The sequence below is a fragment of the Streptomyces sp. NPDC045846 genome (genome assembly GCF_056431605.1).
Window position 1 is genome coordinate 241,832 of record NZ_JBWKKJ010000009.1, and the last position, 13,181, is coordinate 255,012.

General features: G+C 72.8%; 11 protein-coding genes. 9 read left to right on the plus strand and 2 right to left on the minus strand.

Features of this window, described 5'->3' with window-relative positions; all coding sequences use genetic code 11:
- Positions 1-179 precede the first annotated feature (179 nt).
- Entirely contained in the window at positions 180-1,265 is a 1,086-nt protein-coding gene (locus AC07F3_RS25940) for a branched-chain amino acid aminotransferase (RefSeq protein WP_479116831.1), read from the plus strand.
- 133 nt (positions 1,266-1,398) lie between these two features.
- Here AC07F3_RS25940 and AC07F3_RS25945 read toward each other — a convergent pair whose 3' ends face one another.
- Positions 1,399-2,835 (minus strand): cytosine permease, encoded by a 1,437-nt coding sequence (locus AC07F3_RS25945; RefSeq protein WP_479116832.1) that lies wholly within the window; start codon positions 2,833-2,835, stop codon positions 1,399-1,401.
- A 127-nt stretch (positions 2,836-2,962) separates the two neighbouring features.
- Between AC07F3_RS25945 and ureA the strand changes: the two genes are divergently transcribed.
- The 8 genes from ureA (at position 2,963) to AC07F3_RS25985 (ending at position 12,876) form a co-directional block, all read left to right on the plus strand.
- Positions 2,963-3,658: an urease subunit gamma gene (gene ureA, locus AC07F3_RS25950; protein WP_479116833.1), complete on the plus strand. Its 696-nt coding sequence runs from the start codon at positions 2,963-2,965 to the stop codon at positions 3,656-3,658.
- Positions 3,658-5,340: an urease subunit alpha gene (locus tag AC07F3_RS25955; protein ID WP_479116834.1), complete on the plus strand. Its 1,683-nt coding sequence runs from the start codon at positions 3,658-3,660 to the stop codon at positions 5,338-5,340. The genes ureA and AC07F3_RS25955 overlap by 1 nt, the downstream gene beginning before the upstream one ends.
- 11 nt (positions 5,341-5,351) lie before the next feature.
- Positions 5,352-6,389: an agmatine deiminase family protein gene (locus tag AC07F3_RS25960; protein ID WP_479116835.1), complete on the plus strand. Its 1,038-nt coding sequence runs from the start codon at positions 5,352-5,354 to the stop codon at positions 6,387-6,389.
- Between the two features lie 242 nt (positions 6,390-6,631).
- The gene (locus tag AC07F3_RS25965; protein ID WP_114038372.1) at positions 6,632-7,186 is read left to right on the plus strand and encodes a TetR/AcrR family transcriptional regulator; all 555 of its coding nucleotides are present in this window, start codon (positions 6,632-6,634) and stop codon (positions 7,184-7,186) included.
- A gap of 65 nt (positions 7,187-7,251) precedes the next feature.
- Positions 7,252-8,565, plus strand: a complete 1,314-nt coding sequence (locus AC07F3_RS25970; RefSeq protein ID WP_479116836.1) for an MFS transporter — start codon at positions 7,252-7,254, stop codon at positions 8,563-8,565.
- 307 nt (positions 8,566-8,872) lie between these two features.
- The gene (gene cimA / locus AC07F3_RS25975) at positions 8,873-10,516 is read left to right on the plus strand and encodes a citramalate synthase (RefSeq protein WP_479116837.1); all 1,644 of its coding nucleotides are present in this window, start codon (positions 8,873-8,875) and stop codon (positions 10,514-10,516) included.
- A gap of 121 nt (positions 10,517-10,637) precedes the next feature.
- Positions 10,638-11,978 carry a hypothetical protein gene (locus AC07F3_RS25980; RefSeq protein WP_479116838.1) on the plus strand — a complete coding sequence of 447 codons (1,341 nt, stop codon included), beginning with the start codon at positions 10,638-10,640 and terminating at the stop codon, positions 11,976-11,978.
- 112 nt (positions 11,979-12,090) lie between these two features.
- Positions 12,091-12,876 (plus strand): tetratricopeptide repeat protein, encoded by a 786-nt coding sequence (locus AC07F3_RS25985; RefSeq protein WP_479116839.1) that lies wholly within the window; start codon positions 12,091-12,093, stop codon positions 12,874-12,876.
- On the opposite strand, the gene AC07F3_RS25990 is transcribed toward AC07F3_RS25985, so the two are convergent.
- Positions 12,858-13,133 (minus strand): DUF2087 domain-containing protein, encoded by a 276-nt coding sequence (locus AC07F3_RS25990; RefSeq protein ID WP_479116840.1) that lies wholly within the window; start codon positions 13,131-13,133, stop codon positions 12,858-12,860. The two genes, AC07F3_RS25985 and AC07F3_RS25990, sit on opposite strands and share 19 nt — an antisense overlap.
- Positions 13,134-13,181 lie beyond the last annotated feature (48 nt).

Genomic DNA, 13,181 nt, shown 5'->3' on the forward strand with positions numbered 1-13,181 from the left:
ATGCGGCCACCGGGTGACACCATCGACCCCGGACCGCACATCACGCCGTTGTGTCCAAGGCCCCACCAAGAGCGATAATCGAACGTGGGCCGCGGCATGCGGAGCAGCTCGGACGTCCAGGCACAGGCAGCGGCGTGAGCGCGGTCCGTCACTATCCACCGGTGAAGGACACAGCACTCATGACGACGCCCACGATCGAGCTCAAGCCCACCTCGCACCCGCTGTCCGACGCGGAGCGCGAGGCGATCCTGGCCAGCCCCGGTTTCGGCCGCCACTTCACCGACAACATGGTGACGGTCCGCTGGACCGAGGGCCGCGGCTGGCACGACGCCCAGCTCGTGCCGTACGCCCCGCTGTCCATGGACCCGGCCAACATGACGCTGCACTACGCGCAGACGATCTTCGAGGGTCTCAAGGCCTACCGCCAGCCCGACGGCACGGTCGCCACCTTCCGCCCCGAGGCCAACGCCGAGCGCTTCCAGAACTCGGCCCGCCGCATCGCGATGCCCGAGGTGCCGGTCGACCTGTTCATCGCGGCCTGCGACGCCCTGGTCCAGCAGGACAAGGCGTGGGTCCCGGCCACCGGCGAGGCCTCCCTCTACCTGCGCCCCTTCATGATCGCGACCGAGGTCGGACTCGGGGTGCGCCCGGCGAACGAGTACCTGTTCATCGTGATCGCCTCCCCGGCCGGCGCCTACTTCCCGGGCGGCGTGAAGCCCGTCTCGGTGTGGCTGTCCGAGGAGTACGTCCGCGCGGTCAAGGGCGGCACCGGCGCGGCCAAGACCGGCGGCAACTACGCGGCCTCCCTGGTCGCCCAGGCCGAGGCCGCCCAGCACGGCTGCGACCAGGTGGTCTGGCTGGACGCCGTGGAGCACCGCTGGATCGAGGAGATGGGGGGCATGAACCTGTACTTCGTGTACGGCGACAAGATCGTCACCCCCGAGCTGACCGGCTCGCTCCTGCCCGGCATCACCCGCGACTCCCTCCTGAAGATCGCCCGTGACCTCGGGTACGAGGCCGTCGAGGGCCGCATCTCCACGGACGACTGGAAGCGCGACAACGAGAACGGCACGCTCACCGAGGTCTTCGCCTGCGGCACCGCCGCGGTGATCACCCCGGTTGGCTCGGTGAAGTCGGCCCGCGCCAACTGGACGCAGGGCGACGGCGAGCCGGGCGAGGTCACGATGAAGCTCCGCAAGGCGCTGCTGGAGCTTCAGACCGGGGTCGCCCCGGACCCGCACGGCTGGATGCACCCGCTGGGCTAGGTTTTTTGGGGGGCCGCCCCCGAGCCCCCCGTTCCTCGCACCCACAGGGGCTGGTCGGTCCTCACCCGCGGGCCGTCCATGACTGGTCGCGCGGTTTCCCGCGCCCCCGAGGGGCGTTGGCGCCGCACGGTGCTCAGCTCTCGGCCAGGGCCGCCTCGGACTCCACGTCCGGGGTGGCCCTTTCGGCGGCCCGGGGCAGTGCCGTGAGCGCCAGGTACGCCAGGCCTCCCACCACGCCCGACAGCAGGAAGCTGCAATCGACCCCGCCGGTCCAACTGAGCAGCGGGCCCTGGTAGTCGGGCAGCGAGACGGCGAGCAGCCCCACGCCCGCGCCGAGCGCCCAGGAGCCCGCGGCGCGCGGGTTCCAGCCCGCCCGGTACCAGTAGACGCCGCCCCGCGAACGGCGGTTGAAGACCTGGAGGGCGTCGGCGTCGTACACGCCGCGACAGCGCACGAAGCCGATCAGGGTGATCACCGCCCAGGGGGTACCGATCGCCGTGAGCAGCAGGACGAACGAGGTCATCGCGGCCTGCGCGTCCCAGGCGAAGTGGCCCGCGAAGACGCACACCGTCGCGACGGCGGCCACCGCGAACGTGGCCTGGGTGCGCGAGGCCCGCGGCAGGATGGCGTCCAGGTCGAGGCCCATCGAGTACAGCATCAGGCCCGCGTTGCCCACCGAACCGGTGGAGGCCGCGAGCAGCAGCGGCACCAGGTACCAGCCGGGGGCCGCGGCGACCAGCGGGCCCGCGTAGTCGGTGGCCGCCCGGGCCGCGTACGCCGTGAACGTGCCGAAGAGCTGGGGGACCAGCAGGCCCGCCGTCAGTCCGAGCCAGGTGGCGTGCAGGACGCGGCGCGGGCGGTGCCGGGACGGTGAGATGTAGCGCGTGTAGTCGCCGAGCAGCGTGATGAAGGCGATCGGGCCGCTCAGTCCGGCCGCGACGAGCGCGAGCAGCCAGGTCGGCCAGAACGAGCCGAGCAGATAGCCGCCCGCGCCGGGCAGCGCCGCGGTGGTGAAGTGCGGGGCGTAGGCGGCGACTCCGAGAGCGAGCAGCGCCGTCATCACCACGGCCAGGACGCGCGAGAGGCGCAGCAGCACCCGGTAGCCGTAGACCGCGCCCACGACGGTGGCCCCGGCGAGCAGGGCGTACACGATCGAGTACGAGACGCCGCCGGTCGGCAGGCCGAACAGGCGGTGCAGGACGCCCGTCATCGCGTCCCCGCCGATCCACACGGTCAGCGCGGTGTAGCCGAGGGAGAGCAGCAACCCCACGACCGAGCCCACCAGCCGTCCGCGCACGCCGAATTGGGCGCCCGACGACGTGGACAGGTTGGTCGCCGTGCGCAGCGAGACGAGGGCGAGCGGGGCCGTCAGGAGGGTGCCGACCGCCGTGCCCGCCACGACCGCGCCGACCGAGGCCCACCAGCCGAGGCCGAAGGAGACCGGCAGCCAGCCGAACACGATCACGCCGAGGCAGAGGTTGGAGCCGAGCAGGATCGAGACGAGATCGCGCGGCCCGCTGGTGCGTTCCGCTTCCGGGATCGTGTCGACTCCGCGCTGTTCTATGGGCATGCGGGTGCCTCTCACTCTCGGGGGGTTTGAGTGGCGCTCAATGTGACCCATGCCAAGCCGTGCCGTCAATGCTTCCCGTCTCAGAAATCTCTGGTTAGAGTGGCGTTCAAACAGGAGGTGTGGTGGCGTGCGACTGACCCCGACGGAGCGTGACCGGCTGCTGCTGTTCGGCGCCGCGGAACTGGCCCGGGCCCGCAGGGCCCGCGGGCTCCGCTTGAACGTGCCCGAGGCGACCGCGCTGATCGCGGACACCGTCTGCGAGGCGGCCCGCGACGGCCGGCGGCTCGCCGAGGCCATCGAGGCGGCCCGCGCCGTGCTCGGGCCCGACGACGTGCTGCCCGGCGTGTCCGACGTGGTCACCGAGGTGCATGTGGAGGCCGTCTTCGACGACGGCTCCCGGCTCGCGGTGGTCTCCGATCCGATCGGCGGCACGGCGGGGCCGCGGGCGCCCGGCGCGCTGCTGCCCGGCGAGGGCTACGCGGAGGCCGACCCCGCGGCGCGGCTCACCGTGACCAACACCGCCGCCGTGCCCGTCTCGGTCACCTCGCACTTCCACTTCTTCGAGGCCAACCCGCGGCTCGCCTTCGACCGCGCGGCCGCCTACGGCATGCGGCTGTGCGTGCCCGCCGGGTCCTCGGTGCGGTTCGGGCCGGGCGAGAGCGCCGAGGTCGGCCTCGTCCCCATCGGAGGCGACCGGATCGCGATCGGTTTCGCGGGTCTCGTCGACGGCCCGCTGGACGCGCCCGGCGCGCGCGAGGAGGCCCTGCGCAGGGCCGCCGCCTGCGGATACCTGGGAGCCGGCCCGAGCGAGGGAGAGAAGTGATGGACCCGTACGAGTACGCCTCCGTGCACGGCCCCCGCACCGGTGACCGCGTCCGGCTCGGGGACTCGGGCCTGACCGTCCGGGTCGAGTCGGACGCCCAGCGGCCCGGCGACGAGTTCCTGGCGGGCTTCGGCAAGACGGCCCGCGACGGACTGCACCTGAAGGCGGCCGCGGTCCGTGAGACCTGCGACGTCGTCATCAGCAACGTCGTCGTGATCGACGCGGTGCAGGGCATCCGCAAGGTGTCCATCGGCATCCGCGAAGGGCGGATCTGCTCCATCGGCCGGGCCGGGAACCCCGACACCCTCGACGGCGTGGACGTGGTCGTGGGCACCGGTACCTCCATCGTCTCCGGCGAGGGGCTGATCGCCACCGCCGGAGCCGTCGACACCCACGTACACCTGCTGTCGCCGCGCATCATGGAGGCCTCGCTCGCCTCGGGCGTCACCACGATCATCGGCCAGGAGTTCGGCCCGGTGTGGGGGGTCGGCGTCAACTCGCCCTGGGCGCTGCGGAACGCGTTCGCCGCGTTCGACGCCTGGCCGGTCAACATCGGCTTCCTGGGCCGGGGTTCGTCCTCCGACGGGGCGCCGCTGGTGGAGGCGCTCGCCGAGGGCGGGGCCTGCGGGTTCAAGGTCCACGAGGACATGGGCGCGCACACCCGGGCGCTGGACACGGCGCTGCGCGTCGCCGAGGAGCACGACGTCCAGGTCGCCCTGCACAGCGACGGGCTGAACGAGTGCCTCACCGTCGAGGACACCCTCAAGGTGCTCGAAGGCCGCACCATCCACGCCTTCCACATCGAGGGCTGCGGCGGCGGCCACGTGCCCAACGTCCTGAAGATGGCGGGCGTCCCGAACGTCATCGGCTCGTCCACCAACCCCACGCTGCCCTTCGGCCGGGACGCGGTCGCCGAACACTACGGAATGATCGTCTCGGTCCACGACCTCAAGACCGACCTGCCGGGCGACGCGGCCATGGCCCGCGACCGCATCCGGGCCGGGACGATGGGTGCCGAGGACGTGCTGCACGACCTGGGCGCCATCGGCATCACCTCGTCCGACGCGCAGGGCATGGGCCGCGCGGGCGAGACCGTACGCCGCACCTTCGCGATGGCCGGGAAGATGAAGGCCGAACTCGGCCCCCTGGAGGGCGACGGCCCCGACGACGACAACGCGCGCGTCCTGCGCTACATGGCGAAGCTGACCATCAACCCGGCCATCGCGCACGGGCTCTCGCACGAGATCGGCTCCATCGAGGTCGGCAAGATGGCCGACATCGTGCTGTGGCGGCCGGCCTACTTCGGCGCCAAGCCGCAGATGGTCCTCAAGTCGGGCTTCCCCGCGTGGGGCGTCACGGGCGACCCCAACGCGGCCACCGACACCTGCGAACCCCTCGTGCTCGGCCCGCTGTTCGGCGCCCACGGCGCCACCCCGGCCGAGCTGTCCGTGGCCTTCGTCGCCCGGGCCGCCCTCGACCAGGGCGGCGACCAGCTGCCCACCCGCCGCCGCCGGGTCGCCGTCCGCGGCACCCGGGGCATCGGCCCGGCCGACCTGCTGCTCAACTCCCGTACCGGATCGGTCGGCGTGGACGGCCGCACCGGGCTCGTCACCCTCGACGGGGACCCGCTGCGCTCCGAACCGGCCGACTCCGTCTCCCTCAACCGCCTCTACTTCCTGTAAGGACCACCCTGATGTCTGCTGCCGCCGACGGCTTCCGCATGCCCGCCGAGTGGGCCCCGCACGAGCGGACCTGGATGGCCTGGCCGGGCCCCAACGTCACCTTCCCGAACGACGCCGAGCTCGCCCGGTCCCGCGCCGCCTGGGCCTCGGTCGCCCGCGCGGTACGCCGCTTCGAGCCGGTCACCATGGTGGTCGGACCCGGCCAGGCCGAGGGGGCCCGCGCGCTGCTCGGCCCCGACGTCGAACTCGTCGAGCGCGAACTCGACGACGCCTGGATGCGGGACATCGGCCCCACCTTCCTCACCGACGGCAAGGGCCAACTGGCCGCCGTGGACTGGACGTTCAACGGCTGGGGCGCGCAGGACTGGGCGACCTGGGAGCACGACGCGAAGATCGGCGCGCACGTCTCGGACCTGGCCGGGGCACGGACGTACACCTCGCGCCTGGTCAACGAGGGCGGCGCGATCCACGTGGACGGCGAGGGCACGGTGCTGCTCACCGAGACCGTCCAGCTGGGCCCCGAGCGCAACCCCGACTGGACGCGCGAGGAGGTCGAGACCGAGATCCACGCCATGCTCGGCACCCGCAAGGCCATCTGGCTGCGGCGCGGCCTCACCGCGGACTACCCGCCGCACGGCTACGGCACGCTGGGCCACGTGGACATCGTGGCGGCCTTCGCCCGGCCCGGCGTCGTGGTCGCCCACACCCAGCCCGACCCGGCCCACCCCGACCACGCGCTCTGCAAGGAGAACGTGGCCCTGCTCCGCTCCCAGACCGACGCCCGCGGCCGCTCCCTGGACGTCGTGGAGATCCCCGCGCCGACGGTGGTCGCGGACGAGGAGGGCTGGGTGGACTACTCGTACATCAACCACTACCTGTGCAACGGCGGCGTGGTGCTGTGCGCCTTCGACGACCCGCGCGACGAGAACGCGGCGGGCATCTTCCGCCGCCTGTTCCCCGACCGCACGGTGACCCTGGTCGACGCCCGCACGATCTTCGCGGGCGGCGGCGGAATCCACTGCATCACCCAGCAGCAGCCGAGGGTTTAGACCCCGGCCCACTCAGCTGTTCGGCGCCGCTGACCTTGGTGGCCGCGCCTTCGCTGGCGCAGCGGAGACAGGACTCGCCGAGCCGCGCGGCATCGCGAATCCCGGCGTGGTGGCCGCAGCCCGCTCCTCGGGGCCGGGCCGGGTGGTCCGGGGCAGGGCGGCGGATCGGGTAGAACATACGGGTGAACGCACCCCGCCGCCGTAACACCGCCCCGCCCCGCGAGGAGGTGCTCGTCGCCGCCATGGGCACCATCGCCGAGCGCGGGCTCGACGGGCTCACCATGGCCGGTCTCGGGCGGGAGGTCGGGATGTCCAGCGGGCACCTGCTCTACTACTTCCGCTCCAAGGACGAGCTGCTGCTCCAGACCCTGGAGTGGAGCGAGGGGCGGCTCGGGGACGAGCGGCGCGCGCTGCTCGCCCGGCCCGGCACCGTCCGCGAGCGCCTGGACGCCTACACCGACCTCTACGTCCCCGACGGGCCCCGCGACCCGCACTGGATCCTGTGGCTGGAGGTCTGGAACCGCTCGCAGAACGCCGACGTCACCGCCCGCGCACGGCAGGCCGCCATCGAGGGCGCCTGGCACCGCGACCTGGTCGCGATAGTCGCCGAGGGCGTCTCGCGCGGCGAGTTCCGCCCGGTGGACGCCGACCGCTTCGCGACCCGGCTGCGCGCCCTGCTCGACGGCTTCAGCGTGCACGTGGCGGTCGGCCTGCCCGGCACCGGGCGGGCCCAAGTGCTGGACCATGTGAGGGAGTTCGTGGACGAGTCCCTCATGCGGGGAACGCAACGCACGTAAGTAGGCCCGATCGTTGCGCCCGCACGCCTTGTCGGTCGCGCGGCCCTGCGCCAACGTGAGCGTCCATGGGACGAGAGCACTGGAAGAAGATCTGGGTCGGTTCGGCCGGCAACATGGTCGAGTGGTTCGACTGGTTCGTGTACGCCACGTTCGCCGTGTACTTCGCGGACGCGTTCTTCCCGAAGGGCAACGAGACCGCCAACCTCATGAACACCATGGGGATCTTCGCGGTCGGCTTCTTCATGCGGCCGGTCGGCGGCTGGCTGCTCGGCCGGATCGGCGACCGCAAGGGCCGCAAGGCGGCGCTCACCCTGACCGTCACCCTCATGTCCGCCTCCGCGATCCTGATCGCGATCGCCCCGACCTACGCGGTCGCCGGGTACGGGGGAGTGGCCGTCCTCCTGGTGGCCCGGCTCCTGCAAGGGCTCTCCGTCGGCGGCGAGTACGCGGCCAGCGCGACCTATCTCACCGAGGCGTCCGACCCGGCGAAGCGCGGCTTCGCCTCCAGCTTCCAGTACGTGTCGATGACCGCGGGCCAGCTCCTCGGCCTCGGCCTCCAGATCGTCATGCAGCGCAACCTCTCGGACGCGGCCCTGCACAGCTGGGGCTGGCGCGTCCCCTTCATCGTGGGCGCGCTCGGCGCCGCCGTCGTCTTCTACCTGCGCCGCTCCATGCTGGAGACCGAGGTGTACGAGGAATCCGGCGCGGCCCGGGACGCGGACCGGGGCACCCTGAAGGCGCTGTGGGCGCACAAGCGCGAGGCGCTCCTGGTCATGGCGCTCACCATGGGCGGCACGGTGGCGTACTACACGTACACGACCTACCTGACGAAGTTCCTCTCCAAGAGCGCGGGCATGGACAAGTCGACCGCCTCCCTCGTCAGCTTCTGCGCGCTGTTCGTCTTCATGTGCCTGCAACCGGCGGCGGGCGCGCTGTCCGACCGGATCGGGCGCCGCCCGCTCCTGATCACCTTCGCGGTCGGCTCCACCTTCCTGACCGTGCCGATCATGACGATGCTCAAGCACGCGGGCACCTTCTGGCCGGCCTTCGGCCTGGCCCTGCTCGCCCTGGTCGTGGTCACCGGCTACACCTCGATCAACGCCTGCGTGAAGGCCGAGCTCTTCCCGACCGGCATCCGCGCCCTGGGCGTCGCGCTGCCGTACGCCATCGCCAACGCCCTGTTCGGCGGGACGGCCGAGTACGTGGCGCTCTGGTTCAAGCAGGCGGGCATCGAGTCCGGCTTCTACTGGTACGTCGCCGGCTGCGCCGCGGTGTCCCTGGTCGTCTACGTGACCATGCGCGAGACGCGCGACATCGATCTCAACCGGGTCAAGGACGCGCCCCCGGCGGACCGGGTCCAGCCGGTTCCCTCGAATTAGCGCAGGTCGCGGGAGGCGCCCGGATGGTGAGACCCCACCTCCGGGTCCTGGACCCATGTGGCAGACTGCCAGCGTGCTCGCTTCCGACATGATTATGGACAGCAGCGCGCCGGTCCGCAGTGATCGCTGAACCGTGGAACCACCCGCGGCAGCCCTCATCGTGCCCCAGACCCGCGCGCAGACCTCTCGCACCCGCGAGGGGTCTTTTCGTTTACCGGCCCCACCCGGGCCGGGGCGAGGAGCGCGGCGACGGGGGCAAGTGGAGCCATGAGTTCGGAGCCACTCACCCGACAGGAGTCAGATCAGCATGACGAGCAACGAGGCGAACGAAGCCGCCGGGGAGAGTCTGCTCGCCGGCCTCCCGGTCGACGACAGCTTCCACGTCTTCGACACCACGCTGCGCGACGGCGCGCAGCGCGAGGGCATCAACCTCACGGTCGCGGACAAGCTGACGATCGCCCGGCACCTGGACGAGTTCGGGGTGGGCTTCATCGAGGGCGGCTGGCCCGGCGCCAACCCCCGCGACACGGAGTTCTTCGCCCGGGCCCGTCAGGAGATCAGCTTCAAGAACGCCCAGCTCGTGGCCTTCGGCGCGACCCGTCGCGCGGGCGGCAGAGCCGCCGAGGACCCGCAGGTGCGCGCCCTGCTCGAATCCGGCGCCCCGGTCATCACGCTGGTCGCCAAGGCGCACGACCGGCACGTGGAACTGGCGCTGCGCACCACCCTGGACGAGAACCTGGAGATGGTCCGCGACACCGTCACGCACCTGCGTGAGCAGGGCCGCCGGGTCTTCGTGGACTGCGAGCACTTCTTCGACGGGTACAAGGCGAACCCCGAGTACGCCAAGGCCGTCGTGCGGGCCGCGAGCGAGTCCGGCGCCGACGTCGTCATCCTGTGCGACACCAACGGCGGCATGCTCCCCGCCCAGATCCAGGCCGTCGTCTCCACCGTGCTCGCCGACACCGGCGCCCGGCTCGGCATCCACGCCCAGGACGACACGGGGTGCGCGGTCGCCAACACGCTGGCCGCGGTCGACGCGGGCGCCACCCACGTCCAGTGCACCGCCAACGGCTACGGCGAGCGCGTCGGCAACGCCAACCTGTTCCCCGTCGTCGCCGCCCTGGAGCTCAAGTACGGCAAGAGCGTGCTGCCCAAGGGCGCCCTCGCCGAGATGACCCGGATCTCGCACGCCATCGCCGAGGTGGTCAACCTCGCGCCCTCCACGCACCAGCCGTACGTCGGCGTCTCCGCCTTCGCCCACAAGGCGGGCCTGCACGCCTCCGCGATCAAGGTCGACCCGGACCTCTACCAGCACATCGACCCGGGCCTGGTCGGCAACCACATCCGGATGCTGGTCTCCGACATGGCCGGGCGCGCCTCCATCGAGCTCAAGGGCAAGGAACTCGGCGTCGACCTCGGCGACGACCGCGAGGTCGTCGCCCGGGTCGTGGAGCGCGTCAAGGCCCGCGAACTCCAGGGCTACACCTACGAGGCCGCCGACGCCTCCTTCGAGCTGCTGCTGCGCGACGAGGTCGAGGGCGGCCCGCGCGACTACTTCCGCATCGAGTCGTACCAGGCGATCATCGAGACGCTCAAGGACGGCACCCACGCCAACGGCGCCACCGTGAAGTTCTGGGTCGGCGGCGAGCGCATCATCGTCACCGCCGAGGGCAACGGCCCGGTCAACGCGATGGACTCCGCGCTGCTCCAGGGCCTGGAGCGGTTCTACCCGCAGGTCGCCAAGTTCGAGCTGGTGGACTACAAGGTCCGCACCCTGGAGGGCAAGCACGGCACCGCCTCCACCACCCGCGTCCTGATCACCACCACGGACGGCACGGGCGAGTGGACGACGGTCGGCGCCGGCCCCAACGTCATCGCCGCCTCCTGGGAGGCACTCCAGGACGCCTACACCTACGGCCTGCTCCGCGCCGGAACCCAGCCGCAGCGCTGACCGCGCGCCGGGGGAGCGGGTTCGGCGCTCCCCCGGGGACCGGCCACGGCGGAGCACGCGGCGCCCCGAGCGCTCCACCCCGTATGTCCGTTTCCGAGCGGCCTCGGGTAGCGTCGGGGCCATGAGGCTCAGGGTTTTGACCGCACTCTCCGCCGTAGCGCTCGCCGCGCTGGTCACGGCGGGCCCCGCCATGGCGGCCACCGGCGCGTCCGACGTGGCCGACCAGCTCAAGAAGAGCCCGGTCTACGTGGATCCGGGGGCCGCGAACCAGCTCAGCCCGGCCCAGGCGGACGCCCTGGCCAAGAAGATCAAGGACGCCGACAAGCCGCTGTTCGTGGCCGTGCTCCCCAACAGCGCCGCGTTCCCCAAGGACTCGATCCTGCGGAACCTGCGCACGGACACCGGCGTCACCGGCCTGTACGCGATCCGCCTCGGCGACGCCTTCACCTCCGGCGCCGACAGCAAGGTCATGTCCAGGCAGGCCGTGCAGAACCTGAACAGCGCCGTGCGCGCCCCCGGCACCGGCGGCGACGCGGCGACCCAGCTCAACGCGTTCGTCGACGGAGCGCTCCCGCAGATGAAGGGCCACGCCCCGGCCTCGTGGGGTGGCGGCTCCGGCTCCGGAGGCGGCGTGAACACCGGCGCGCTCGTCGGTGTCGGCGCGGTGGTGGTGGCGGGCGGCGCCGGTGCCTACGCCCTGGTCCGGCGCAACCGCAGGAAGAAGGCCGAGGAGGAGCGGGCCGCGCTCCAGCGCCTCCAGGTCGTCGTCGACGAGGACATCACCGCCTTCGGCGAGGAGCTCGACCGGCTCGACTTCCACCCCGCCGAGGCGGGCGCCGACGACGCGATGCGCGCCGACTACGAGCGCGCCCTCGACGCGTACGAGACCGCCAAGTCGCTGATGGCGAAGGCCGAGCGGCCCGCCGATGTGACGGCGGTGACCCAGGCCCTGGAGGACGGCCGGTTCTCGCTCGCCACGCTCGCCGCCCGCCGCGAGCACAGACCGCTGCCCGAGCGCCGCGCCCCCTGCTTCTTCGACCCGCGTCACGGCCCCTCCGTCGAGGACGCCACCTGGACCCCGGCCGGCGGCGCGCCGCGCCAGGTCCCGGTGTGCCGGGCGGACGCCACCCGGCTGCGCGACGGCCAGGACCCGATGGTCCGCGAGGTCGACACCGACCAGGGCCGCCGCCCGTACTACGACGCGGGCCCGGCCTACGGCCCCTGGGCGGGCGGCTACTTCGGCGGCGGCATGCTGCCCGGCCTGCTGATGGGCACGATGCTCGGCTCGATGCTGTCGAGCCCGGCGTACGCGGCCGACTACGGCGCCGGTTCCTACGACGCGGGCTCCGGTTTCGAGGGCGGCGACGTGTCGGGCGCCGACTTCAACTCCTCCGACTTCGGCGGCGGCTGGGGCGACGGGGGCGGCGGTGACGGCGGCGGATTCGGCGGCGGCGACTGGTGACCCCGGCTGACCTGCCGATCGGCTGTTGACCCGCCCCGTTCCAGCGGGTGATAGTTGCGAGCCGCACATCCAGGGTTTTGGGGACACATTGCAAGCCGGGCACGAAGACGTCATGGCGGTCTGCGCCGACGCGGAGGCACTGCTGCGGGCGGGCCGCACCAGCGACGCCCGCAAGGCCGCGCGGGCCGCGCTGTACACGGACGGGCCCGACCCCCGCCTCTACGCCCTGCTCGGCCGCGCGCACGCCGCCGACGGCGGCGAGGAGCACGCGGAGCGCGCCGAGGCGGTCTTCCGCGAGGGCCTCGCCACCTTCCCCGACGACCCGGTGCTCCTCGCGGCCTACGCCGCCGCCTGCGGACCCGAGCCGGCGCGGTCGGAGCCTTCGGCGAGGGTGCAGCGCCACGACGCGCGCCTCGTGCTCGCCGTCGTGGGGCACCCGGCCGGCGCGGCCCAGCAGGCCTGGGCCCAGGCCCAGGCGCACCCCGCCGACGACCGGACCGCCGTCCTCGCCGAGACCCTCACCGCGCTCGCCCGTCCCGCCCCAGCTCCGCTGCGGCTCCTGGTACGGGCGCCGCTCACGGCGGGGTCGGCCTGCTGGCTGTGGTTCGCGGGCTGGCTGCTCGCCGTGGCCGCCCTGCACCTGCCGGTGGCGGCGGCGCTGCCCGCGCTGCTCGGACCGGCGCTGTTCCCGCTGCTGTACGGAGCGCTGCGCGCGGCCCGCCGCCGGGCGCTCGGCCGCACCCCGGCCTCGCCGCCGGTGCCGTCGCCCTACATCGCGTTCCCCACGCTGCCGCAGGTCCCTCCGTACACCCTGCGCGAGAAGGCGACCGCGGCCGTGGTGCTCGGCCTGGTCGCCGTCGCGCTCGTGTCGTTCGCCGCCTACCTGGCGCGGCGGTAACTGCCGCCGTCCCGGGTGCGGGTGAGGTGGCCGCCGGTCACCAGGAAGCGGCGCAGCGCCGGGAAGTCGTCGTGCACGGTGAGCAGCGCGTCGTTCACCTCGCGCTCGCCGTAGTCCCGCTCCCGCTCGAAGAGCGTCTCGGCGAGGTGGGCGAGCAGCTGCTCACGGCGGGCGGTCCTGCGGGGGATCGCGGTCAGGCGCCCCTGGGTGAAGAGGGCGCCGACGGAGGATCGGCCGGTGGCCGCGTTCTCGGACATGCGGGCAGCCTCGTGCACCGGGCCGGTCCGGCAACGCATTTTGCGCGG